This window comes from Pseudomonas sp. JBR1 (assembly GCF_028198185.1).
GTDB lineage: Bacteria > Pseudomonadota > Gammaproteobacteria > Pseudomonadales > Pseudomonadaceae > Chryseomonas > Chryseomonas oryzihabitans_E.
The window spans coordinates 4,133,757-4,158,510 of record NZ_CP116340.1 but is presented as its reverse complement, the minus strand read 5'-3'; the positions used below and the strand labels follow the sequence as shown (position 1 = coordinate 4,158,510).

Genomic DNA, 24,754 nt, shown 5'->3' with positions numbered 1-24,754 from the left:
GAAAATTCCATGACGCAAAATAGAAAGCCCCGGCGTCACTCTCGTGATAGCGCCAGGGCTTTCTTTCGTGGCAGGCAAGAATCAACGGCTGGTAGCGATGTCCTGCTGGATGCTGGCGAAGGTCCGTGGCCAGGGCTTGCTGGCCTGCACCTTGGCCGGCAACTGCTTGGCCGCCGCCTCGGCTGCCGCACGATTGGCGAAGCTGCCGTAGGTCACTACATAGAGCGCCTTACCCTGGTAGCTTTTCTTGAAGTAGTGAAAGCTGCCACTGTCGGTCTGGCGGGCGATGAAGTCCTGCGCTGCCTTCTCGGTACTGGTGCCCACTACCTGCAGAGCGTACTTGCTGCCCGACTGGCTGCCATACCAACCTGCCGCAGTGCCAGCCGAATGGGCAGGCGCCGCGGCTGGGGCTGGCTTGGTCGGTGCCGGAGTCGGCGCGGCAGGCGCCGTATGCCGGGGAGCCGGTGCAGTCACCGCTGGGGCGCTGGGCGCGGAGGAGCGAGCCGGGGTACGGCTGGGCAGCTCGTCCTCCTCGCTCACGGGCGGGGCCTCGGTGCTCACGGTAGGCGGCACTCCGCCGGCGTCCATGTCGTTGCCCGCCGCAGTTCCAGCCTGGCGACCGCCCGCTGCTTCCGCCAACGGTTCGCGAATGACCGGTTGCGAATCACCCACCAGCGGCAGGGGAAGCGGCTTGGAGGAACCGTCGAACTGGATGGGCGCGCCCTGGGCATCCCGGCTGGTGCCGGCCGTGCTCTGGCCGCCCAGGGGCAGGTTCTGCTCGTTCGCGGTGGTCGGTGCTTCGCTCTTGCCACCCTTGAGCGACAGGGCCGCGGCACCTACCGCCACCACCACAACGCCGAGGATGATCAGATGCTTGCGCGGCAGGGCCGCCAGCAGGTTGCGCGATCCTTTCGCCGGCGCAGCCGCCTTCTTGCGACGGGCGCTCATGCCCGCCACCAGGACATCGCGAGCCTCTTCGTTAAGGCGACCGGGCCAGCCACCGGAGCGCTCGTGAATGGTCGCGAGCTGCTCGTCGGTGAAGATCTCCAGCCCCTGACCGGCACCTTCCAGGCGCTGGGCCAGATACTCTTCGGCTTCGCTTTCGCTGTAGGGCAGCAATTCGATGGCGTGATAGCGCTCTTCGCCCTGAGCGATATCCTCCAGGCGCATCACCACTTCCGCCTCGCCAAACAGGAAGACGTGCAGGCGCTCCTTTTCGGTGCCGCCAGCCAACTCCAGCAGGGCTTCCAGCGCGGGGGTCGCCAGCGCCTCGGCATCGTCCACCAGGATGTAGACCTCCTGCCCCGCCAGGCGCACTTCCGCAGCCTGCTCGAGAATGGCCGCCGGCGTCTGGCTGTCAGCGCCCACGCCCTTGGCCACCTGGGCCAGCACGGTGCGGACGTCGCCGCCGTTCTGCGCGGAAATCACCACGCAATGCACGGCTTCCTTCTTGGTGCTGGCCGCCAGCGCCTGGCGCAGCAAGGTCTTGCCACTGCCCTCGGGACCACTGACCACCAGCAGCAGCTGGCTGTAGCGAGCCAGGTGATGCAACTGGCCAAGTACCGGCTTGCGCTGCGCCGGAAAGAATTTGAAACCGGGAACGCGGGCAGCGAACGGGTCATGAGTGAACTGATAGTGACCGAGAAAGGCTTCGTCGGCATGCAGATTGGACATGGGACTCTCTTGTTCTCCTTACTGGGCGGTCAGCGCTTGGTAATCGGTACGCAGCGTCTGCTCGAGAATGTCGCGGGCGAAGTCAGCGGTCACCACGGCTTGGCCCAGATCACTGAGCAGCACCAGCCGTAGTTGTCCGTCCAGGACCTTCTTGTCCACCGCCATGAGGCGTTCGAAATCGGCCGGCTGCATATCGGCCGGGGGCACCACGGGCAGCTTGGCCTTGACCAGCAGGCGGATCGCCCGGTCACGCTGCGCAGGACTCAACCAGCCCAGCAGCAGGGACATCTGCAGCGCCATCACCATGCCGGCGGAGACCGCCTCGCCATGCAGCCAGACGCCATAGCCCTGGTGGGTCTCGATGGCATGCCCGAAGGTATGGCCGAGGTTGAGGATCGCCCGCAGGCCCGACTCGCGCTCGTCGCTGCCCACCACCTGGGCCTTGGCCGCGCAGGAGCGCTCGATGGCTTCGGTGAGCGCGGTCTGATCCAGTGCCAGCAGCGCCTCGACGTGCTCTTCGAGCCAGCCGAGAAAGGGTTCGTCGCAGATCAGGCCATACTTGATGACCTCGGCCAGGCCAGCCGACAGCTCGCGCGCCGGCAGGGTCGCCAGGCTGTCGGTGTCGATGATTACCGCCTTCGGCTGATAGAAGGCGCCGACCATGTTCTTGCCCAGCGGGTGGTTGATGCCGGTCTTGCCGCCCACCGAGGAATCCACCTGGGACAGGAGCGTGGTGGGTACCTGGATGAAGTCTACCCCACGCTGATAGCAGGCCGCGGCGAAGCCGCCCATGTCGCCGATCACCCCGCCGCCCAGGGCGATAAGGGTGGTCTTGCGGTCATGGCGATCCTGCAACAGACCATCGAAGATCAGCTGCAGGGTTTCCCAGTTCTTGTGCGCCTCGCCGTCGGGCAGCACGATGGCGCTGACCTGCCGATCGCCCAGGGTGCGCAGCAGGCGCTCCAGATAAAGCGGCGCGATGGTGTCATTGGTGACGATCGCCACCTTGCGTCCGGCGAGATGGGGCAGGAAGCATTCCGGTCGATCCAGAAGGCCCTGGCCGATGTAGATCGGGTAGCTGCGCTCACCGAGCTCGACGTGAAGAGTCCTCATGCCATCACCTTGATTCAAAGGGCGCCTAGCATAGCGCAGAACGCCCGCGGCTTTAATGTGGTGCCAGGGCTTTCAGACGGTCGAGTATCTGCAACACCACCAGCCGCGGCGGCCGCTCGTCGGTCTCGATGATGATGTCGGCGATCTCGCGATACAGCGGATCGCGCATGGCCATGAGATTACGCAACACGGCCGCGGGATCGGCAGTCTGCAGCAGCGGCCGATTGCGGTCCCGCGAGGTCCGCTCGATCTGCTGCTCGATGGAGGCATGCAGATAGATGACCCGCCCGCCATGCTTGAGTGCCTGGCGATTGTCTTCGCGCAGCACGGCGCCGCCCCCGGTGGCCATCACCAGACCGTTCTCCGCGCATAGCTCGGCGATCGCGGCGTGTTCACGCTCGCGAAAGCCCTGCTCGCCTTCCACATCGAAGATCCAGGGGATGTCGGCACCGGTGCGTTCTTCGATTACCTTGTCGGAATCCTTGAACGGCAGCCGCAATTCCTTCGCCAGGAGCCGACCGATGGTGCTCTTGCCTGAGCCCATCGGTCCTACGAGAAACAGATTACGCACTTATGTCATCGACCAACCGCTATCGCCTGGTTGTTCATGATACGCGGCGTGAGGAAGATCAGCAGCTCGACTTTGCTGTCCGTGACCGAATCCCGGCGGAACAACCGGCCGACATAGGGAATATCGCCCAGCATCGGCACCTTGGTGGTGGACTTGGTCTGGGTATTGGAGAAGACCCCACCCAGCACGATGGTCTCGCCATCGCTCACCAGCACCTTGGCATTGACCTCGTTCTTGCTGATCGGCGGCACACCATTCAAGGCGTTCTGGTAGTCAGGGGCATCCTTGTTGACCTTGACCTCCATGATGATGCGATTGTCCGGCGTGATCTGCGGCGTGACCTCCAGTGACAGGGCTGCCTGCTTGAAGCTGGTGCTGGTCGCGCCACTGGAACTGGCTTCCTGATAGGGAATCTCGGTACCACGCAGGATCTTCGCGGTCTCCTTGTCCGAGGTGACCACCTTGGGCTGGGAGATGATTTCGCCGTTGCCGCTGGACTGCAGGGCGGACAGCTGCAGGTCCAGCATATGGCCACCGGCCATGAAGCCGATGCCGATGCCCGAGGTGCTACCGGCGACACCCATATCCACGAAGGGCGTCGGGGCCACACCGCTGGCGGCTGTGAAGTTACCGATGGTGCTGGTCCCAGGAAGGTAAGCCTGGCGCGTGGTGGTATCGACGGTGGTGGCGCCGTCCTTGCCGTAGACGGCGAAGTTGCCCGACGTGGAGTTACCCCCCCAGCGCACGCCCAGCTGCTTGCTGTAGTCGACGTTGGCTTCCACCAGGCGCGCCTCGATCATCACCTGGCGCACCGGAATATCCAGCTGCGAGACGATACGGCGCAGTTCATCCAGGCGATTCTGGGTCTGGTAGGCGATGATGCTGTTGGTGCGCTCGTCCACAGAGATGGAGCCGCGCTCGTCGGCGGTCTTGTCGGCGCTGGTCACCGACTGGAACAGCTTGGCGATATCGGCGGCCTTGGCGTAGTTGACCTGGATCAGATCACGGCGCAGCGGCGCCAGCTGCTGGATCTGCTTCTGCGACTCCAGCTCCTGACGTTCACGGGCGGCGATCTCGTCGGCCGGGGCCACCAGCAGCACATTGCCGATCTGGCGCTTGTCGAGCCCCTTGGTCTTGAGAATCAGATCCAGCGCCTGATCCCAAGGCACGTTCTGCAGGCGCAGGGTGATGTTGCCCTGCACGGTGTCGCTCGCCACCAGGTTGAGGTTGGTGAAGTCGGCGATCAACTGCAGCACCGAGCGCACATCGATGTCCTGGAAATTCAGCGACAGCTTTTCACCGGTGTAGGTGAAGCGATCGGCTGCGCGCTTTTCCTTCTCTTCGGTGGTGAGCGGCTTGACGCTCAGGGTCAGGCGGTTATTGGTCTGGTAGGCCAGGTAATCGTAGGTCCCGGTAGGCTCGATGACGATGCTCGCGCCACTGCTGTCGGCCGAGGCATTGACGAACTGCACCGGAGTGGCGAAGTCCTTGACGTCCAGCCGCACCCGCAACTCTTCCGGCAACTGGGTGCCGGCAAAGGTCAGGCGGATCTTGCCGCCCTGTTCCTGGATATCCGGGTTGATGCCGGTCTCGCTCAGGTCGATGACCACGTTGCCCTCACCCTGGGGGCCACGCTGGAAGTCGATATGACGGATCGCCTTGCCACGTAGCTGCGGGCGGGGCGCGGTCATGGCGGCGACGGTGGAGGTGGCCTGAGTAGGCGGCAGCTGCGTGCGGGTGACAGCGCCTGGCAGCGGTGCTGGCGCCGGTGCGGTCACGGTGGCTGGAGCGGCGGCGCGCGGCAGATTCGGCGTCAGGTTGGCCTGGGCGGTAGCTGCCTGACGACCGGCGGTGCCACCGATGGTGACGAACAGATTGCGGCCATCGGCGCGGGTGTCGTAGCTGGCCAGGTTGGTGAGGTTGATGATCAGCCGGGTCCGGTTGCCCGCCTCTACCACCGTCACGCTACGGGCATTGCCGTTACCCAGGTCGCGGCTCTTGGTGCCGAGCTTGTTGGCCACCCCCGGCAAGTCCAGGGCGATCCGCGCCGGCTGCTCGATGGTGTAGCCCTTGGGTACCGGGACCGGCTGATCGAAGGTCAGCTTGAGCTCGATGCGATCCCCGGGCAGGGAGGCGACGTTCAAGGCCTGCAGATCGGCTGCCAGGGCCTGGCCGGCCAGGCTGCCCAGCAACAAGGCCAATCCCAGTCCCAGCCGTCTTGCGCTATTCGTCTTCACTGTACTTGCCCCGCCCATTAAGTCTTTTCCTTCAAGGTGATGGTGCGCGGCCGTTCCAGCCAGCCACCCTCGCCATCCGGGACGATTTCGATCACGTCGATCTCACCGTCAGTGATCTTGGTGATGCGCCCGTCATTACGCCCCAGGTAGTCACCCACCTTGACGCGATGCACGCCCCCGGCGCCGTTGACCAGCGCATAGCGGCCACTGGCGTTGGCCAGGATGCCCACCATGCTGAAGGTCTCGATGTTGAAGCCTTCGAGAAACTGCTTCGGCCGATTCACGTCAGGCTTGATGTTGCCGGTCCCGCGCTGGCGCACCGTGGGGTCGATGCGTACCGGTGCCTGGAAGGGACTGCGCATCGCCGAGGCGGCATAGGTGAAAGGTTCGTAGGCACGAAATTGCGGCAGCGGCTCGATGGACCCACGCGGCTTGGCGCGGGTTTCGTCCATGAACGCCTGCAGGTCGCTGGTATCGCTGGAACCACAGCCAACCAGCACGCTGGTCAACAGGCAGAGCAACAGGGGCGTCTTCATTTGCCGAGCCCCTTGTCATTGTAGCGGTAGGTCTTGGCCAGGACGTTCATGCGCAACTTGCCGCCGGTACCTGACACCGAGCCGCCCCCGTTAGCGTTCTTGTCATCCACCGGCTTCAGATCGAAGTCGTGCAGGGTCACGATGCGCGGCAGGCTGGAAACGCTGCTGACGAAGGTCGCCAGGTCATGATAGTTGCCCACCACGGTGATCTGGATCGGCAACTCGACATAGAACTGCTGCGTGACTTCCGGCAGCAGCTTGATCTGCTCGAACTCGAGGCCGCTACCGAGACCGGTACGGGTGATGTCCTCGAGCAGCGCCGGCACCTCGGTATCGCCGGGCAATTGCCGCAGCAGGGCCCCGAAGGACTCCTCCATCTCGACCATCTGCTGTTTGTAGGCATCCAGGTTGGCGGCCTGAAAGGCCTTGCTGGCGTACTGCTGCTTGAGGGTTTCTTCCTGAGTGCGCTGGTTGTCCAGCTGCGCCTGCATGTCGCTGAGATGGAACTGATAGCCAAGCAGCAGCACCACCAGCACGATCAGCAGGCAGGCGATGACCTTGACCGGCTTGGGCCAGGAACCGAGATTCTCCAGGCTGAGCTCGTTGATGTCGACCTTGCGCAGGCTGGCCAGGGAATCGGCGAGACTCATGGTTTGCCTCCCTTGGCGAGCGGGGCTGTCGCCGGAGCACCGGGCTGGGTCTGCTTGACGGTGAGCTGGAAGGTATTGGCCTGATCCACCGCACCGGCGGTGGTCGCCTTCACTTCGATCAGCGTTGGCGACGTAAACCAGTCGGAGGCGTCAAGATTACGCATCAGGTTGGAGACCCGGTTGTTGGATTCCGCCTCGCCACTGATCGACAGGGTATCGCCCTGCATCTTCAGCTCGCGGAAATACACGCCGTCCGGCAGCGTCCGCACCAGCTGGTCGAAGACATGACCGATGACCGGCCGATTGCCTTGCAGGTCCTGGATGATCTTCATCCGCGCCAGCAGCTGCTGACGGCGGGTCTTGAGTTCGCTGATTTCCTTGATGCGCACGTCCAGCTGGGCGATGTTCTGCTGGATGAAGGCATTGCGGGCCTCCTGACGGGCGATTTCGCCGGACAGGTATTGATCCCCGAGAAATACGGCGCCGCACGAGAGCACGAAGATGCCGCCCAGGATCACCAGGAACTGCTTGCGCCTTTCTTCGCGCAGCTGTTCCCGCCAGGGCAAGAGGTTGATGCGGGCCATCTAGTCGAAACTCCTCATGGCCAGGCCGCAAGCGATCATCAGCGCCGGGGCATCGCCGGCCAGGGCCGCCGCATTGACCTTGTTGCTGACGGTCATGTCGGCGAAGGGATTGGCCAGGACGGTGGGGGTGCCGATTTTCTGCTGGATCAAGCGGTCGAGTCCGGAAATTGACGCGGTCCCACCCGCAAGCAAGATGTAGTCCACATCATTGTATTGCCCAGCCGCGAAGAAAAACTGCAGCGAACGGGCCACCTGCTGTACCACGGCCTCGCGGAAAGGCGTCAGTACCTCGCTCTGATAGTCGTCCGGCAGCCCGCCCTGTTTCTTGGCCAGGCCCGCCTCCTCCACCGACAACCCATAGCGTCGCTGGATCTCCTCGGTAAGCTGGCGCCCGCCAAACAACTGCTCGCGGGTATAGATGGTCTTGCCGTTGTGCAACACGCTCAGGGTGGTCATGGTGGCGCCGATGTCGACCACCGCCACGGTCAGGTCGTCGACATGCCCGCCCAGCTGATTGGCCAGTAGCTGGTAGGCCCGCTCCAGCGCATAGGCCTCGACGTCGACCACCTTGGCCGAAATGCCGGCCAGCGCCAGCGCTGCCTCGCGGACCTCGACGTTTTCCTTTCGGCAGGCAGCCAGCAGCACCTCGACGCGCTCGGCATTGCGCGGCGACGGCCCCTGCACCTCGAAGTCGATGGCGACCTCGTCCAGCGGATAGGGAATGTACTGGTCGGCTTCCAGCTTGATCTGGTTTTCCAGCTCGTCATCAGACAGGCCGGCATCCATCTCGATGGTCTTGGCGATCACTGCCGAGCCGGAAACAGCCACGGCGGCGCTACGCGCGGAGGTGCGGGCCTTGACCAGCACCCGGCCGATGGCCAGGCCCACGCCTTCGAGTTCGGCGATGTTCTTTTCGACCACGGCGTTGGCCGGGAGGGGTTCGACCGCATAGGCTTCCACCCGATAGCGACCGCCTGCACGGCTCAACTCGATAAGTTTCACGGATGTCGAACTGACGTCGATACCCAGCAGCGTATTCGCCTTCTTTCTGAATAGCCCTAGCACATCAGTTCCCTATGAGCGACGGTGGTATTCCGTAGACGGGCATTAGATAACAGACTTGACACCCGAGCAAATAGCGGCCAACCGCCAAACGCGCCTATAATGGCGACGCCGTGTAGGCTGACCGTCACCTGTCGCCCTTTCCTTCTTTCCATTCGAAAAGTCTCTTGATGCGTGTTCTGAAGTTTTTCTGGTGGTCGTTGGTCGCCCTGGTCTGCAGCCTGTTGCTGGGTCTCAGCGGTGCCTTCCTCTACCTCAGCCCCAGCCTTCCGTCCATCGATGCCCTGCGTAACGTGCAACTGCAGATCCCTTTGCGGGTGTATAGCGCGGACGGCAAGCTCATCGCCGAATTCGGGGAAATGCGCCGCTCGCCACTGCGTTTCAACGAGATACCGCCCAACTTCATCCATGCCCTGCTCTCCGCCGAGGATGACAACTTCGCCAATCACTATGGCGTGGATGTGAAGAGCCTGGCGCGTGCGGTGAGCCAGCTGGTCAGGACCGGACACATCCAGACCGGCGGTAGCACCATTACCATGCAGGTCGCGAAGAACTACTTCCTGACCAGCGAGCGCAGCTTCTCGCGCAAATTCACCGAGATCCTCCTGGCACTGCAAATCGAGCGCCAACTGACCAAGGACGAGATCCTCGAGCTCTATGTCAACAAGATCTACCTGGGCAACCGCGCCTACGGTATCGAGGCCGCCGCCCAGGTCTACTACGGCAAATCCATCAAGGATCTGACCGTCGCCCAAATGGCGATGATCGCCGGCCTGCCCAAGGCGCCGTCGCGTTACAACCCGGTCGCTAATCCTGAGCGTAGCCTGGAAAGACGCAATTGGATTCTCGAACGCATGTTCAAGCTCGGTTATATCGATCAGGCGGCCTACCAGGCCGGGATCGCCGAGCCGCTCGAGGCCTATCACCACGTCGCCGTACCCGAACTCAACGCCCCCTACATCGCCGAGATGGCGCGGGCGGAAATGGTCGGTCGCTATGGCGGCGATGCCTATACCGATGGCTATCAGGTCTACACCACCATCGACAGCCGGTTGCAGACGGACGCCTTCGAGGCGGTGCGTGACGGTCTGACCGACTACGATCAGCGCCATGGCTACCGTGGCCCCGAGGCCCAGTGGCCCAACCGCAGCCAGCCCGAATGGAGTGCCCTGCTGCAGAAGCAGCGCATCGTCGGCGGCCAGGATCCGGCCGTCGTCACCCAGGTGGAAAAGAGTGGCATCCTCGTGCTGACCCGCGACGGCAAGGAAGAGGCCGTCGCCTGGGAGTCGATGAAGTGGGCCCGTCCCTACCTCAGCGCCAATAGCTTGGGGCCGCGGCCGAACGGTCCGGCCGACGTGGTCAAGGTCGGCGACCTGGTGCGGGTGGAGCGCCAGGACGATGGCAGCCTGAAGTTCTCGCAGGTGCCCAAGGCGCAGAGCGCACTGGTATCGCTGGATCCCCAGGATGGCGCCATCCGCGCCCTGATCGGCGGTTTCTCCTTCGAGCAGAGCAATTACAACCGTGCGACCCAGGCCCGCCGTCAGCCCGGCTCGAGTTTCAAGCCGTTCATCTACAGCGCGGCGCTGGAAAAAGGCTTCACCGCGGCCAGCCTGGTCAACGACGCCCCCATCGTCTTCATGGACGAGAACCCCGACGAAGCCTGGCGCCCGAAGAACGACAACAACACCTTCCTCGGCCCCATCCGCCTGCGTGAAGCGCTCTACCGGTCGCGCAACCTGGTGTCCATTCGCGTGTTGCAGGCCATCGGCATCGACTATGCACTGGACTATGTCAGCCGCTTCGGCTTCGAGCGGGACCAGTTGCCGCGCAACCTGTCCCTGGCCCTTGGGACACCCGGTCTGACACCGCTGGAGGTGGCCACTGGCTGGTCGGTGTTCGCCAACGAGGGCTACAAGGTGACGCCCTACGTGGTGGACCACGTGACCGACCGCGATGGCAAGGTGGTCTATCGCGCCGCACCGCCGCGTGTACCCCAGCAGGAGCAGGCCAAGGCCGCCCCGGGCGTCGAGGTGACACCTGCCGCCGATACCGCGTCCGCCGACCCGGCCAATCCGGCGCCCGTGTTCGCGCCCCAGGTCATCGACCCGCGCAACGCCTTCATCATGAACAGCATGCTGCAGGACGTGATCAAGCGCGGTACCGGACGCAAGGCCCTGGAACTGGGTCGCAATGACCTGGCCGGCAAGACCGGTACCACCAACGAATCCAAGGACACCTGGTTCTCTGGCTACAACGGCGACTACGTGACCACGGTATGGTCCGGCTTCGACCAGCCCGAGACCCTTGGCCGCCAGGAATTCGGCGGCACCGTGGCCCTGCCGATCTGGATGAAATACATGGGTGCCGCGCTCAAGGACAAGCCGCCGCATCAGCTCAAGGAGCCGGACGGCATCGTCTCCATCCGCGTCGACCCCACTACCGGTCGCGCCGCGCCACCCGGTACGCCCAACGCCTATTTCGAGCTGTTCAAGAGCGAGGACACCCCGCCGAGCCTGGACGAGCTGCCGCCGGGCGTGGCGCCGGGTACGCCGCTGCCCTCCAGCGAAAACGTGCCCATGGATATCTTCTGATCTCCAGCCAATAAAAAACCCCGCCAAGGCGGGGTTTTTTATTGCGCCAAGACTTACTTGGCGAAGACGTCGTCCACCGACTTCAGCGGGTAGTTCGCCGGATAGGGCAGCGTGGCCACGCCGGTCTCGATGGCGGCCTTGGCCACGGCATCGGATACCAGGGTGATCAGGCGCGCATCCATGGGCTTGGGAATGATGTACTCGCGACCAAAGCTCAGGCTCTCGACATTGTAGGCCTCGCACACTTCCTTGGGCACCGGCAGCTTGGCCAGGTCGCGCAGGGCCAGGGCGGCGGCGATCTTCATCTCTTCGTTGATGACGCGGGCGCGGACGTCCAGGGCACCACGGAAGATGAAGGGGAAGCCCAGGACGTTGTTCACCTGGTTCGGGTAGTCGGAACGGCCGGTCGCCATGATCACGTCATCGCGCGTGGCGTGGGCCAGCTCGGGGGTGATTTCCGGATCCGGGTTGGAACAGGCGAAGACGATGGGGTTGGCCGCCATGCGCTTGAGGCCTTCGGCCGACAGCAGATTCGGGCCGGACAGACCCACGAAGACGTCGGCCCCTTCGAGGGCGTCGTCCAGGGTGCGCTTGCTGGTTTCGGTGGCGAAGGCCGACTTGTACTGGTTCAGGTCGTTGCGGCCACTGTGGACCACGCCCTGACGGTCGATCATGTAGATGTTCTCGACCTTGGCGCCCATGCTCACCAGCAGACGCATGCAGGAGATGGCGGCGGCACCGGCGCCCAGGCAGACGATCTTGGCATCTTCCAGGCGCTTGCCGGCGATTTCCAGGGCGTTGAGCATGCCCGCAGCGGTCACGATGGCGGTACCGTGCTGGTCATCGTGGAAGACCGGGATGTCGCACTGCTCGATCAGGGCGCGCTCGATCTCGAAGCACTCGGGCGCCTTGATATCTTCCAGATTGATGCCACCAAAGGTGATGGAGATGCGCTTGACGGTGTCGATGAAGGCCTGGGGGCTCTCCGCGTCCACCTCGATGTCGAAAACATCCACACCGGCGAAGCGCTTGAACAGCACGCCCTTACCTTCCATCACCGGCTTGGAGGCCAGCGGGCCGAGGTTGCCCAAGCCGAGGATGGCGGTACCGTCGGAGATCACGGCAACCAGGTTGCCCTTGCCGGTGTAACGGTAGGCCAGTTCGGGATCGCGACCGATCTCGCGGACCGGCTCGGCGACGCCGGGGCTGTAGGCCAGGGACAGGTCGCGGGCGGTGGCGGTGGGCTTGGTCAGCTCGACGCTGAGTTTGCCGGGGCGCGGCTGGGCGTGGTATTCGAGGGCGGCGGTTTTGAGATCAGACATTATTGGTATATCCGCGTGGTGTGGGTCTTGGGTCGGGCGAGAATACGCAAAGACTCAAGGTGCCACAAGCAATCGGCCATATGCCTGAAATCAATCGCAATACGACTTTCGGCTAAAACGATTCAACCCGCAAACCCAGCATGTGCGGGTCGTTCAGGGTCATCTGCCAACGCGCCCGGCCAGGCTCCCTGCGGCGATTGCGGTCGGAAATCCAGCCCCGCACCTCGAGGTCACGACCTATCCATTGCTGCAGCGGCACCTCGTCGAAGGCGTCTACGAAGCGATCGGGGACATTGACCACCAGGTCTCCTTCCAACTGCAGCCAGAGTCCGCCACGGTTGCGCTCGACCTCCCGCAGGCGCCCCTGCACTACGGCGAACCCCCCTTCTTCGACGCGGGTGGCGGCGATGGTCGGATCCTGTTTCCAGATGCCCAATCGCGCCCGGCGCGCCTGGCGTTCCGCGGCGGCCTGACAGGCGGCCAGCCGGGTATTGGGGGCGATGGCCACCGCGTAACCGAGCCCCTCGGCAATCAGTCGGGCTTCCAGGTTGCTGTCCTGGCGATCATAGAGGTGCGCCAGGGTACGGCCATAGTGGTCGGTTTCTTCGCTGCCCGGCACCAGGCGCAGGCGCTCGTCGCTGGCCGCGACCAGTTCCTGCAGGCGACGGCGCGCGGTTTCGGCATAGGGTTGGGGAGTACCGCCGGACTTGCCCAGCTCCGGAGCATTGACGCCGATCAGGCGCACCGCGCGGCCATCGGCCAGGCGCAGGGTATCGCCGTCCACCACCTGGCGCACCGTGACCTCCTGCCCACCAGGCAGCAGCGGGCACTCCGCCCCTAGAACCAGTGGTGCGCCAACGAGAGCACCAATAAAAAAGGCGCCCCAGAGGGACGCCTTTTTCAGTGTCGAGCCATACGGAGATGGTCGACGGCAGCGCATTACTTGCTGCTGCCAAACACGCCGAAGCGCTGCTTGAAGCGATCGATACGACCGCCAGCGTCCAGGACCTTCTGCTTGCCGGTATAGAACGGGTGGCATTCGGAGCAGACGTCCAGGTGAATGTTCTTGCTCAGGGTCGAGCGGGTCTTGATGACGTTACCGCAGCTGCAGGTGGCTTCGATAGCATCGTACTGCGGATGGATATCAGCTTTCATGGAACTATCCTCGGGGTCTAGCTGTGCCGCCACCCGGCGCCATTGCCGGATACCGCACAGATTTGGGCTGCGAATCATACCAGAGCGGATCGGACGTGCAAGCAACCCCCACACCGCCTGTCTGCTACCATCGGGCTTTACGCCTGCGAGCCTTGCCGTGCCCCTGATCCTGCGCCTGGCGCTGCCTTCCCCACTGCGCCGCCTGTTCGACTACCTGCCGCCCAAGGGGGCGGCCGAGGAACAGTTGCGGCCAGGCGTACGACTGCGGGTGCCGTTCGGCCGGCGCGAAGTGGTCGGGGTACTGATCGAGGTGGCCCAGGAAACCGAGGTGCCGCCGGACAAACTGCGCAAGGCCCTGCAACTGCTCGACGAGCGCCCGCCGCTGCCGAGCGCGCTGTTCGAACTCTGCCAGTGGTCCGCCCAGTACTATCAGCACAGCCTCGGCGACACTCTGAGCTGGGCACTTCCTGCCCTTTTGCGTCAGGGGGAGCCGGCGGAGCGCCGGCTGCAGCGCTTCTGGACCGCCCAGCCCGACGCCCGCCCGGAAGACCCGCGCCTGGCCCGGGCACCGCGCCAGCGCGAGGCGCTCAAGACCTTGCGCCAGCACCCCCATGGCGTGCTGCACGAGTTGCTCGGCCAGCTCGGCCTGGTCAAGGACAGTCTCGATCTCCTGCAGGCCAAGGGCCTGGTCCAGGTGGAGACCCGCTATCACCAGCCGACCCGGCACCAGGGCTCCTGGCTCGCCCAGGCCGAATTGCCGCTAAACAGCGAGCAGCGGCTGGCCTACGAAGCGATCCGCAGCGGCAGCGGCTTCCATTGCTATCTATTGGAGGGGGTGACCGGCAGCGGCAAGACCGAGGTCTATCTGCAGCTGATCCGGGCCACCCTGGAAGCGGGACGCCAGGCGCTGCTGCTGATCCCCGAGATCAACCTGGGCCCCCAGACCCTGGGCCGCTTCGAGCAACGCTTCAATGCCCGCATCGCCCTGCTGCACTCGGCGCTGACCGATCGTGAGCGCATGGACATCTGGCTGGCCGCCCGCGACGGCGAACTGGATATCGTGGTGGGCACCCGCTCGGCACTGTTCACCCCGCTCAAGCACCCCGGGCTGATCATCGTCGACGAAGAACACGATGCCTCCTATAAACAGCAGGAAGGCCTGAGATACCACGCCCGTGACCTGGCGGTCGTCCGCGCACGCTTCGAGAATCTGCCGGTGGTGCTGGGCTCGGCCACCCCTTCGCTGGAGAGCCTGCACAACGCCGACCAGGGACGCTACGCCCATCTGCGCCTGTCACTGCGCGCCGGCGGCGCCCAGCCGCCACGCTTCGAGCGCCTTGACGTGCGCAGTCGCCCGCTGGACAGCGGTCTGTCCCAGCCACTGCTCAAGGCCATGGGCGCGACCCTGGAGCGCGGGCAGCAGGTGCTGGTGTTCCTCAATCGGCGTGGTTTCGCCCCTACCCTGCTCTGCCACGACTGCGGTTGGCTGGCCCAGTGCCCGCGCTGCGATGCGCGCATGACCTACCACCGCGGCTCCGGTGAGCTGCGCTGCCATCACTGTGATCACCGCCAGGCGCCGCCGCGTCATTGCCCTTCCTGCGGCAAGCTCGACCTGCGTCCGGTGGGTGCCGGCACCGAGCGCGCCGAGGAACGCCTGCAGCTGCTCTTTCCGGACATCCCGGTGCTGCGCATCGACCGCGACACCACCGCGCGCAAGGACGCCCTGGGCAAGCTCTTGCGCACCATTCATAGCGGGGTGCCCTGCATCCTGGTCGGCACCCAGATGCTCGCCAAGGGCCACCACTTCCCCAAGGTGACCCTGGTGGCCGTGCTCGATGCCGACAGCGGGCTGTTTTCCGCCGACTTCCGCGCCAGTGAGCGCATGGCGCAGCAGATCGTCCAGGTGGCCGGACGTGCGGGCCGCGCCGAGGAGCCCGGGCAGGTACTGATCCAGACCCACCTGGCCGATCACCCGCTGATGGTGCAGCTTGCCGAGGAAGGCTATCCAGCCTTCGCCCGCCAGGCCTTGCAGGAGCGCCGCGCCGCGGGTTTGCCGCCCTTCGCCTATCTGGCATTGCTGCGCGCCGATGCCCATCGCCAGGATCAGGTGGAAAATTTCCTGGAGGCGGCCTATCACGTCGCGGAAGGCCTGGCGGTCAATCTCGCCCTGCCCCAGGTAGAGCTGCTCGGCCCGGTACCGGCGCCGATGGAACGCCGTGCCGGTCGCCATAGGGCCCAGTTGCTGCTGCAGAGCAGCAGTCGCGCGCCCCTGCACCGATTGCTGGGCATCTGGGTGGCCCAACTGGAAAGCCTGCCGGAAGCGCGCCAGGTGCGCTGGTCCCTGGACGTCGATCCCATCGATCTGTTCTAGTGGCACTGGCTTACCATTGGCAAGGCCGGGCTTGCCACGGATAATGCCGGGTTTTCATCGCAGTGCGCGCTCGGCGCACGCCGAAGGCCAATGACCATGAAAGACAGCATCCGCCAGCTCATCCAGCACGCCCTCGACCGCCTGATCGCCGACGGCACCCTGCCGGCCGACGTGGCGCCGGCCATCCAGGTCGAGAACACCAAGGACAAGAGCCACGGCGACTTCGCCAGCAACGTCGCCCTGCTGCTGGCCAAGCCGGCCCGCGCCAAGCCGCGCGAACTGGCCGAGAAGCTGCTGGCCGCCCTCCCCGCCGACCCGGCGGTAAGCAAGGTGGAGATCGCCGGCCCCGGCTTCCTCAACTTCTTTCAGAACCACGCGCAACTGGCCGCGCGGCTGGATGCGGCCTTTGCCGATCCGCAGCTGGACGTGCACAAGGGCGGCCCACGCCAGCGGGTGGTGGTGGACCTGTCCTCGCCGAACCTGGCCAAGGAGATGCACGTCGGTCACCTGCGCTCCACCATCATCGGCGATGCCGTGGCGCGGGTGCTGGAATTCCTCGGCGACGAGGTGATCCGCCAGAACCACGTGGGTGACTGGGGTACCCAGTTCGGCATGCTGCTGGCCTACATGGAAGAACAACCCCAGGCCGCCGAGGGCGAGCTGGCGGATCTTGAGGTGTTCTACCGCGCGGCCAAGGGCCGCTTCGACGCCTCGCCGGAGTTCGCCGCCCGTGCTCGCGAACTGGTGGTGGCGCTGCAGGCGGGCGATGCCCACTGCCTGCGCCTCTGGGAGCGATTCAACGCCGTCTCCCTGTCCCACTGCCAGGAGGTCTATGACCGCCTCAACGTCAAGTTGACTCCGGCCGACGTCAAGGGCGAGAGCGCCTACAACGACGACCTGGCCCAGGTGGTCGCCGATCTGGACGCCGCCGGCCTGCTCACCGAGAGCGATGGCGCCCGTTGCGTCTTCCTCGATGAATTCAAGAACGCCGAGGGCAATCCCCTGCCGGTGATCGTGCAGAAGGCCGGTGGCGGCTATCTCTATTCCACCACCGACCTCGCCGCCATGCGCTACCGCAGCCGCCAGCTGCACGCCGACCGCGCGCTCTACTTCGTCGACCAGCGCCAGGCCCTGCACTTCCAGATGGCCTTCGAGGTGGCGCGCCGCGCCGGCTTCGTCGATCCGGCCATGCAACTCGAACACATGGGCTTCGGCACCATGAACGGCGCCGATGGCCGCCCCTTCAAGACCCGCGACGGCGGCACCGTCAAGCTGGTGGACCTGCTCGACGAAGCCGAGGAGCGCGCCTATCAGCTGGTCAAGGAGCGCAATGCCGGTCGCGCCGAGCGCGGCGAGGCCCCCTTCAGCGAAGACGAACTGCGCCACATCGGCCGCGTGGTGGGTATCGCCTCGGTCAAGTACGCCGACCTGTCCAAGCATCGCACCAGCGACTACAGCTTCAACTTCGAGCAGATGCTCAGCTTCGAGGGCAACACCGCGCCCTATCTGCTGTACGCCTACACCCGGGTCGCCAGCGTGCTGCGTAAGGCCGAGCAGAGCGAACCCGCCGGTAGCATCCGCCTGGACGCCCCGCAGGAGCAGGATCTGGGGGGTCGCCTGGCGCAATTCGGCGAGATCCTTGCCAGCGTCGCCGACAAGGGCACCCCCCACCTGCTGTGCAGCTACCTCTACGACCTGGCCGGCCTGTTCTCCAGCTTCTACGAGAATTGCCCGATCCTGACCGCCGAGGACCCTGGGCTGCGCCAGAGCCGCCTGCGGCTGGCCGCCCTCACCGGGCGCACCCTCAAGCAGGGTCTGGAACTGCTCGGCCTGCACACCCTGGAACGCATGTAAGAGACGGATCACCGCCTGATGGCCAAGAAAGCCCCACCCAAGCGCGGCGCCAGTCGCAACACCTCGGCTCCCAAGAAACAGCCCCTGCCCGGCTGGGTCTGGCTCGCGTCGGGTCTGGCCATCGGCGCCTTCGTCGTATTCCTGATGAAGCTCGAACCGGGTAACAAGTCGGTGCAGCGCGCCAAGCCGGAGGAAGGTCGCCCGGCCGCCACGGCGGGCAATGGCAAGTCGACCGCTGCCGGCAAGACCGAAGGCACGCCGCCTACGCCGATCAAGCCCAAGTACGATTTCTATACCCTGCTGCCCGAATCCGAGGTGATCGTGCCGCCGGACGCCGTGCCACGCACGCCGGCCGCCAAGCCGACCACCCCGGCCAAGCCGGATGCCGCGGCGACGCCGGCGCAGCCCGGCCAGCCGACCACCGCGACCCCGACCACGCCAGGTACCGCTCCGGGCCAGCCGGCCGCCACGCCGCCCAAGGAAGCCACCACCAAGGCCCAGCCGCCGGTAACCCTGTTCTTCCTCCAGGCCGGTTCCTTCCGCACCCAGGCCGATGCCGACCGGGTCCGCGCCCAGATCATCATGCTCGGCCAGGACGTGCGGGTGGAGTCGGGCAAGGTCAAGGACGACACCTGGTACCGGGTACTGGTCGGTCCCTACAGCGATCGCGACCAGCTGACCCAGGCGCAGAAACAGCTCGCCGGCAGCGGCTTCAAGAATCTGTTGCTGCAACAGCGACGCGGTCACTAAAGAGTCTGCCCATGGCCTGCTGCGCGTCGGCCAAACGGCGTTGAAAACTCTCTCGGAATGCTCATTTACCACGCGCAAACCGCGCTTCCTCGAGCGTTTTCGCCTTGTTTGGTTCTAGCTCGCGAGGCCGTGAACAGACGCTCACCTGCCGAATCCCCTCGCCGCGACGCTTGAAGGGCGCCGCGGCCATCCCCATATCTCCGCGTAACCGGGGCCGACGGCCCAAGCAACGCGGAGAGATTCCCTTGACCACCATCGTTTCTGTACGCCGCAACGGCAAGGTCGTGATCGGCGGCGACGGCCAGGTTTCCCTGGGCAACACCGTCATGAAAGGCAATGCCAAGAAAGTCCGGCGGCTGTACCGGGGCGAGGTGCTGGCCGGTTTCGCCGGCGGTACCGCCGACGCCTTCACCCTCTTCGAGCGCTTCGAGGCGCAACTCGAAAAGCATCAGGGCCATCTGGTCCGTGCCGCCGTCGAGCTGGCCAAGGACTGGCGCACCGACCGTGCCCTGCGCCGCCTGGAAGCCATGCTGGCGGTCGCCAACAAGGACGCTTCCCTGATCATCACCGGCAACGGCGACGTGGTGGAACCCGAGGAGGGCCTGATCGCCATGGGTTCCGGGGGTGCCTATGCCCAGGCCGCCGCCCGCGCCCTGCTCCTGCACACCGACCTCAGTGCCCGCGAGATCGCCGAGACCTCCCTGAATATCGCCGGTGACATCTGCGTGTTCACCAACCGCAACCTGACCATCGAGGAGCTGGACGCGCCTCAGGCGTGATCCGGTTTAGAGACTGCCCATGTCCATGACCCCCCGCGAAATCGTCCACGAACTCAACCGCCATATCATCGGCCAGGACGACGCCAAGCGCGCCGTGGCCATCGCCCTGCGCAACCGCTGGCGGCGCATGCAGCTGCCCGCCGAGCTGCGCCCCGAGGTCACGCCCAAGAACATCCTGATGATAGGCCCGACCGGCGTGGGCAAGACCGAGATCGCCCGGCGCCTGGCCAAGCTGGCCAATGCGCCCTTCCTCAAGGTGGAAGCGACCAAGTTCACCGAGGTCGGCTATGTCGGCCGCGACGTCGAGTCCATCATCCGTGATCTCGCCGACGCCGCCGTGAAGATGCTGCGCGAACAGGAGATGGTGCTTAACCGCCATCGCGCCGAAGACGCTGCCGAAGAGCGCATCCTCGATGCTCTGCTGCCGCCGGCGCGTCCTTCGGTGGGCTTCAGCAACGAACCCCAGCCGACCGCCACCGATAGCAACACTCGTCAGCTGTTCCGCAAGCGTCTGCGCGAAGGCCAGCTGGACGACAAGGAAATCGACATCGAGGTGGCCGACACGCCGGCCGGCGTCGAGATCATGACCCCGCCCGGCATGGAGGAGATGACCAGCCAGCTGCAGAATCTCTTCGCCGGCATGCACAAGGGCAAGACCAAGCAGCGCAAGCTCAAGGTCAAGGAAGCGCTCAAGCTGGTGCGCGACGAAGAAGCCGCCCGCCTGGTCAACGAGGAAGAACTCAAGGGCCGCGCCCTGGAAGCCGTCGAGCAGCACGGCATCGTCTTCATCGACGAGATCGACAAGGTCGCCAAGCGTGGCAACACCAGCGGTGCCGATGTTTCCCGTGAGGGGGTGCAGCGTGACCTGCTGCCGCTGATCGAGGGCTGCACCGTCAACACCAAGCTGGGCATGGTCAAGACCGACCACATCCTGTTCATCGCCTCGGGCGCCTTCCACCTGTCCAAGCCCAGCGACCTGGTACCGGAGCTGCAAGGTCGCCTGCCGATTCGCGTGGAACTCAAGGCGCTGACCCCGCAGGACTTCGAGCGGATCCTCACCGAGCCGCACGCCTCCCTCACCGAGCAGTATCGCGAATTGCTCAAGACCGAGGGGCTGCACGTGGAATTCGCCGCCGATGGCATTACCCGCATCGCCGAGATCGCCTGGCAGGTCAACGAGAAGACCGAGAACATCGGGGCTCGTCGCCTGCACACCCTGCTGGAGCGCCTGCTGGAAGAGGTGTCCTTCAGCGCCGCCGACCTGGCTGGCCAGCAGAATGGCGAGCCCATCGTCATCGACGCGGCCTATGTGAACGGCCATCTGGGCGAACTGGCCCAGGACGAAGACCTGTCGCGCTATATACTGTGACGGTAGGCCTGATGCCTGGTTGATCGCGGCCATGGCCGCAATAGACCGTAGGTTGGGTTGAGACAGCTCTATAGTCGAAGCCCAACATTGCCTGCGCCCTGCGCCCATGTTGGGCTTCGCTGTGCTCAGCCCAACCTACGGCGACCGGTAGAAGCGGCCACATCGACGGACCGCCAGGGCCGCGTTGGCCTCAAGCAAAGACTGAATCGCCGTCCAGAGAACCTCAGCATGCGTATCCCCACCGCCATACAGCTCCACAAGGCCTCCAAGACCCTCAGCGTCAGCTACGGCGCGGAAACCTTCGAGCTGCCCGCCGAATTCCTGCGGGTGCATTCGCCCTCGGCCGAGGTGCAGGGACACGGCAATCCGGTGCTGCAGTTCGGCAAGCAGCAGGTCGGCATCACCGCCGTGGAAGCGGCAGGGCGCTACGCCATCAAGCTGACCTTCGACGATGGCCACGACAGCGGCCTGTTCAGCTGGGACTATCTCTACGAACTGGGCAGTCGCCGTGACGAACTCTGGGCCGACTACCTGGAGCAGCTGGCCCGCGCCGGCAAGACGCGGGACCCGCATGTCAGTGCGGTCAAGCTGATGCTCTAGCCCGGACTAGGCTGCCAGGGCCTTGTCCAACTTGCGCTCTATCTCCTTCTCGATCTGGCCGCTGAGCATCGAGAACATCATCCCCAGGGTCGCCAGCACCCGCACCTTATCTTCCGCTACTTCGATCCGCCCATCCACGCCACTGCGCGTGAATCTCAGGGTATCGCCCTCCCAGGCGCAGGCCACCCCATAGTCGCGCGTGAGTTTTTCGGCCAGTTGATCGGCCTTCTGGCGAACGCCTTCCAAGCCAAGCGAATGGCTGCGTTCGATGGTGATCTGGGACATCGGGGAACTCCGGATAAAGGGCCATGACTATAGCGAGGGCCCGCCACGTCGCCAATCGTGAGAACCGAGCGGTCAGCCCCGGTTTTAGCCAGGCAAGTCGGGTGATCGGCCTGCTAGAATGCCCTCTTGTCCCTGTCCCAGGTGTAGCCCCATGAGCGATCCGCGCAAAGGCCCCGAGGCCGAATCCCAGACCCACTTCGGCTACCAGAGCGTTCCGGAGAGCCAGAAGGCTTACAAGGTCGCGGAAGTCTTCCACTCGGTCGCCGCCAAGTACGATGTGATGAACGACGTGATGTCGGCGGGCATCCACCGGCTGTGGAAGAGATTCACCATCGAGCTCTCCGGCGTGCGGCGCGGCAATCGGGTGCTGGACATCGCCGGGGGTACCGGCGACCTGACCAAGCAGTTCGCCCGCCTGGTCGGCCCCACCGGCGAGGTGGTTCTCGCCGACATCAATGACTCCATGCTCCGGGTCGGTCGCGATCGCCTGCTCGACCAGGGCGTCGCCAGCAATGTGCGTTTCGTCCAGGCGGATGCCGAGAAGCTGCCCTTCCCCGACAACCATTTCGATTGCATCACCATCGCCTTCGGCCTGCGCAACGTCACCCACAAGGATCAGGCCCTGGCGTCCATGCTGCGTGTGCTCAAGCCCGGTGGCAGACTGCTGGTGCTGGAATTCTCCAAACCCACCAATCCGCTGGTGTCCAAGGCCTATGACGCCTACTCCTTCGGCTTCCTGCCACTGATGGGCAAGCTGGTGGCCGGCGATGCCGAGAGCTACCGCTACCTGGCCGAATCCATCCGCATGCATCCCGACCAGCAGACCCTCAAGGCCATGATGGAAGAGACCGGTTTCGCCCGGGTCTCCTACCACAACATGACCGGCGGCGTGGTTGCCCTGCATCGCGGCATCAAGCCCTGATGGCTCTCGTCACCCAGGCGTTGCTGGCCGCGCTGGAACGCGGCCTGAATCCACTGCTGGCGCTCGATCCGGTGGCGCTGCCACGCCTGGCGGCCCTGACTGGCCGGGTGATCGCCGTGCAGACCCGGCAACCCGCGCTGCGCCTCTACATCCTGCCAGCGGGTGACGGCATGCACTTCGCCGCCCATCACGAGGGGGACATCGACTGCACCCTCAAGGCCCCGGCTACGCGTCTGGCCGAGCTGGCCCTGGCCCGTGACAAGCAGCGGGTCCTGCACCAGCCGGACGTGCGCCTGGAAGGCGACAGCACCCTGCTGATCGAACTGGCCGACATCCTGCAGAAGCTGGAGCTGGACTGGCAGCACGAGGTCAGTCGCTGGCTTGGCCCCCTGCCGGCAGCACTGCTGGGCGATCTCGCCCGTCGCGGTCAGGTCCTTGGCGAACAGAGCCGGGACAGCTTGCAAATGACGCTGTCCAACTGGCTGAACGAGGAGAGCCGCCATCTGGTCGGGCGCCTCGAAGGCGAGGCCCGCTTCGCCGAGATCGATGCCCTGCGCCTGGACGTGGACCGTCTCGACGCCCGTCTTGCCCGCCTGGGCGCCGCCCGCAACGCCAGGGATAACCCCGACGAATGAAGCTGTTCGCTGCCCTCAACCGCCTGTTGCGGATCCTCTTCGTCATCATCCGCTATCGGCTGGACGACATCGTCTACGCCCTGCCGCTGCCCTGGTACCTGCGCGCTACCCGCTACGTGCTGCCCTGGCGCTGGCTGCCGCGGCCGAGCAAGACGCTGCCACGCGGTGCCCGGCTGCGCCTGGCGCTGGAAGGCTTGGGGCCGGTCTTCATCAAGTTCGGCCAGATCCTCTCCACCCGTCGCGACCTCATGCCCGAGGATATCGCCGACGAACTGATGTTCCTGCAGGACAAGGTACCGCCCTTCCCGCCCGAAAAGGCCGTGGCGCTCATCGAAGCCCAGCTCGGGATGCCCATCAAGCAGGCCTTCGCCCGCTTCGATCACCAGCCGCTGGCCTCGGCATCGGTGGCCCAGGTCCATGCCGCCCAGCTGCGCACCGGCGAAGAAGTGGTGGTCAAGGTGGTACGGCCGGGTCTCAAAGGCATCATCAGCCAGGACATCGCCTGGTTGTTCCTGCTGGCCCGCACCGCTGAAAAGCTCTCCGCGGAGGCGCGTCGCCTGCACCCGATGGAGGTGGTCAGCGACTACGAGAAGACCATCTACGACGAGCTGGACCTCTTGCGCGAAGCAGCCAACTCCAGCCAGCTGAGACGCAACTTCGAGGGTTCCGAGCGCCTCTATGTGCCCCAGGTGTACTGGGACTGGTGCCGCGAGCGGGTACTGGTCATGGAGCGCATCTACGGCATCCCGGTGACCGATCTGGCGGCCCTGCGCGACCAGGGCACCGACTTCAAGCTGCTGGCCGAGCGCGGCGTGGAGATCTTCTTCACCCAGGTGTTTCGTGACAGCTTCTTTCACGCCGACATGCACCCGGGCAACATCTTCGTCAGCACCGCCAAGCCCTGGGATCCGCTCTACATCGCCGTGGACTGCGGCATCATCGGCAGCCTGACCCCCGAAGACCAGGACTACCTGGCGCGCAACCTCTGGGCCTTCTTCCAGCGCGACTACCGCAAGGTCGCCCAGTTGCACATCGACTCTGGCTGGGTGCCTGCCAACACCCAGGTCAACGAGCTGGAAGGGGCCATCCGCACCGTCTGCGAGCCCATCTTCGAGAAGCCGCTCAAGGACATCTCCTTCGGCCAGCTGCTGCTGCGGCTGTTCCAGGTGGCGCGACGCTTCAACATGGAGATCCAGCCGCAACTGGTGCTCTTGCAGAAGACCCTGCTGAATATCGAAGGCCTGGGTCGCCAGCTCTATCCGGACCTGGATCTCTGGTCCACCGCCAAGCCCTATCTGGAAAAGTGGATGCGCAAGCGGCTCAGCCCGCCGCAGGTCGCCCGCAACATTCAGCAGCAACTGGAACAGATTCCTCATCTGGCGCAGATGGCTCGCGATACCCTGGAACGCATCACCCAGCCGCATCGCAAGGATCCGCCCAATCCCTGGGGAGGCCGCCGCGACGACTGGATCGTCCGAGTGATCGGCGCGGTCATGCTGGTCGGCGCAGCCCAGCTGGGGCTCGAACCCCAGCCCCATGCCTGGCCGGCCTGGGCCATGCTGGTCGGCGGCCTGGTTCTGGTGATAAGGCGCTGAACTCCTTAAGCTGTAACCGTCCTGTCACTTTTATCGGGCGAAATACACGCCCTCAGCCACTGGTGCCCTGCCGCTGTATTCACGTTGCGTCTTGTGCGA

General features: G+C 64.9%; 22 protein-coding genes. 10 read left to right on the top strand and 12 right to left on the bottom strand.

Translation table 11 applies throughout. The annotated features are described in order from the left end of the window. Positions 1–81: 81 nt before the first annotated feature. From PJ259_RS19295 to PJ259_RS19260, 8 genes are read right to left on the bottom strand one after another with little or no spacing between them, the layout of a single operon-like run. Positions 82–1,674 (bottom strand): AAA family ATPase, encoded by a 1,593-nt coding sequence (locus PJ259_RS19295; RefSeq protein WP_271653845.1) that lies wholly within the window; start codon positions 1,672–1,674, stop codon positions 82–84. 18 nt (positions 1,675–1,692) lie between these two features. Further along, positions 1,693–2,787 (bottom strand): 3-dehydroquinate synthase, encoded by a 1,095-nt coding sequence (gene aroB / locus PJ259_RS19290; RefSeq protein ID WP_059313512.1) that lies wholly within the window; start codon positions 2,785–2,787, stop codon positions 1,693–1,695. Between the two features lie 52 nt (positions 2,788–2,839). Continuing rightward, entirely contained in the window at positions 2,840–3,358 is a 519-nt protein-coding gene (gene aroK / locus PJ259_RS19285; RefSeq protein WP_059313511.1) for a shikimate kinase AroK, read from the bottom strand. A gap of 5 nt (positions 3,359–3,363) precedes the next feature. Then, the gene (gene pilQ / locus PJ259_RS19280) at positions 3,364–5,613 is read right to left on the bottom strand and encodes a type IV pilus secretin PilQ (RefSeq protein ID WP_271653844.1); all 2,250 of its coding nucleotides are present in this window, start codon (positions 5,611–5,613) and stop codon (positions 3,364–3,366) included. Then, positions 5,613–6,131 (bottom strand): pilus assembly protein PilP, encoded by a 519-nt coding sequence (locus tag PJ259_RS19275; RefSeq protein ID WP_059313509.1) that lies wholly within the window; start codon positions 6,129–6,131, stop codon positions 5,613–5,615. Before PJ259_RS19275 ends, pilQ begins: the two co-directional genes overlap by 1 nt. Next, the gene (gene pilO / locus PJ259_RS19270; protein WP_271653843.1) at positions 6,128–6,781 is read right to left on the bottom strand and encodes a type 4a pilus biogenesis protein PilO; all 654 of its coding nucleotides are present in this window, start codon (positions 6,779–6,781) and stop codon (positions 6,128–6,130) included. Before pilO ends, PJ259_RS19275 begins: the two co-directional genes overlap by 4 nt. Beyond that, on the bottom strand, positions 6,778–7,365 hold the full coding sequence (locus PJ259_RS19265; protein ID WP_059313507.1) for a PilN domain-containing protein: 588 nt from the start codon (positions 7,363–7,365) through the stop codon (positions 6,778–6,780). Before PJ259_RS19265 ends, pilO begins: the two co-directional genes overlap by 4 nt. Then, entirely contained in the window at positions 7,366–8,430 is a 1,065-nt protein-coding gene (locus PJ259_RS19260) for a pilus assembly protein PilM (protein WP_059313506.1), read from the bottom strand. Between the two features lie 167 nt (positions 8,431–8,597). On the opposite strand from PJ259_RS19260, the gene PJ259_RS19255 reads away from it, so the two are divergent. Continuing rightward, positions 8,598–11,018, top strand: a complete 2,421-nt coding sequence (locus PJ259_RS19255) for a penicillin-binding protein 1A (protein ID WP_271653842.1) — start codon at positions 8,598–8,600, stop codon at positions 11,016–11,018. A gap of 53 nt (positions 11,019–11,071) precedes the next feature. Here the strand turns inward: PJ259_RS19255 and PJ259_RS19250 are convergent, their stop codons facing one another. From PJ259_RS19250 to rpmE, 3 genes are all read right to left on the bottom strand, one after another. Next, positions 11,072–12,340, bottom strand: coding sequence for a malic enzyme-like NAD(P)-binding protein (locus PJ259_RS19250; protein ID WP_059313504.1), 1,269 nt, complete (start codon positions 12,338–12,340; stop codon positions 11,072–11,074). Positions 12,341–12,452: 112 nt separating this feature from the next. After that, positions 12,453–13,280: a thermonuclease family protein gene (locus PJ259_RS19245; protein WP_059313503.1), complete on the bottom strand. Its 828-nt coding sequence runs from the start codon at positions 13,278–13,280 to the stop codon at positions 12,453–12,455. Beyond that, positions 13,280–13,495 (bottom strand): 50S ribosomal protein L31, encoded by a 216-nt coding sequence (rpmE, locus tag PJ259_RS19240; RefSeq protein ID WP_007161618.1) that lies wholly within the window; start codon positions 13,493–13,495, stop codon positions 13,280–13,282. The genes PJ259_RS19245 and rpmE overlap by 1 nt, the downstream gene beginning before the upstream one ends. Before the next feature lie 157 nt (positions 13,496–13,652). Here rpmE and PJ259_RS19235 point away from each other — a divergent pair, with 157 nt between their 5' ends. The 6 genes from PJ259_RS19235 (at position 13,653) to PJ259_RS19210 (ending at position 21,218) form a co-directional block, all read left to right on the top strand. After that, entirely contained in the window at positions 13,653–15,866 is a 2,214-nt protein-coding gene (locus PJ259_RS19235; protein WP_271653841.1) for a primosomal protein N', read from the top strand. Between the two features lie 96 nt (positions 15,867–15,962). After that, positions 15,963–17,720: an arginine--tRNA ligase gene (gene argS, locus PJ259_RS19230; protein ID WP_271653840.1), complete on the top strand. Its 1,758-nt coding sequence runs from the start codon at positions 15,963–15,965 to the stop codon at positions 17,718–17,720. 15 nt (positions 17,721–17,735) lie between these two features. Further along, on the top strand, positions 17,736–18,470 hold the full coding sequence (locus tag PJ259_RS19225; protein ID WP_257706598.1) for an SPOR domain-containing protein: 735 nt from the start codon (positions 17,736–17,738) through the stop codon (positions 18,468–18,470). A gap of 245 nt (positions 18,471–18,715) precedes the next feature. Next, complete coding sequence (hslV, locus tag PJ259_RS19220; RefSeq protein WP_059313500.1) at positions 18,716–19,249, top strand: ATP-dependent protease subunit HslV; 534 nt, start codon at positions 18,716–18,718, stop codon at positions 19,247–19,249. Between the two features lie 19 nt (positions 19,250–19,268). Continuing rightward, entirely contained in the window at positions 19,269–20,618 is a 1,350-nt protein-coding gene (gene hslU / locus PJ259_RS19215; RefSeq protein WP_059313499.1) for an ATP-dependent protease ATPase subunit HslU, read from the top strand. Positions 20,619–20,846: 228 nt separating this feature from the next. Then, complete coding sequence (locus PJ259_RS19210) at positions 20,847–21,218, top strand: DUF971 domain-containing protein (RefSeq protein ID WP_271653839.1); 372 nt, start codon at positions 20,847–20,849, stop codon at positions 21,216–21,218. A gap of 6 nt (positions 21,219–21,224) precedes the next feature. Here the strand turns inward: PJ259_RS19210 and PJ259_RS19205 are convergent, their stop codons facing one another. Then, a complete protein-coding gene (locus tag PJ259_RS19205) occupies positions 21,225–21,503 on the bottom strand; it encodes a polyhydroxyalkanoic acid system family protein (RefSeq protein WP_059313497.1) in 279 nt (92 codons plus the stop codon). Between the two features lie 151 nt (positions 21,504–21,654). Between PJ259_RS19205 and ubiE the strand changes: the two genes are divergently transcribed. Genes ubiE through ubiB form a run of 3 tightly spaced genes read left to right on the top strand, consistent with a single transcriptional unit; the run spans position 21,655 to position 24,655 of the window. Beyond that, positions 21,655–22,425 (top strand): bifunctional demethylmenaquinone methyltransferase/2-methoxy-6-polyprenyl-1,4-benzoquinol methylase UbiE, encoded by a 771-nt coding sequence (gene ubiE, locus PJ259_RS19200; protein ID WP_059313496.1) that lies wholly within the window; start codon positions 21,655–21,657, stop codon positions 22,423–22,425. Continuing rightward, the gene (locus tag PJ259_RS19195; protein WP_271653838.1) at positions 22,425–23,060 is read left to right on the top strand and encodes a ubiquinone biosynthesis accessory factor UbiJ; all 636 of its coding nucleotides are present in this window, start codon (positions 22,425–22,427) and stop codon (positions 23,058–23,060) included. Before ubiE ends, PJ259_RS19195 begins: the two co-directional genes overlap by 1 nt. After that, positions 23,057–24,655, top strand: coding sequence for a ubiquinone biosynthesis regulatory protein kinase UbiB (gene ubiB / locus PJ259_RS19190; protein ID WP_059313494.1), 1,599 nt, complete (start codon positions 23,057–23,059; stop codon positions 24,653–24,655). Before PJ259_RS19195 ends, ubiB begins: the two co-directional genes overlap by 4 nt. Positions 24,656–24,754 lie beyond the last annotated feature (99 nt).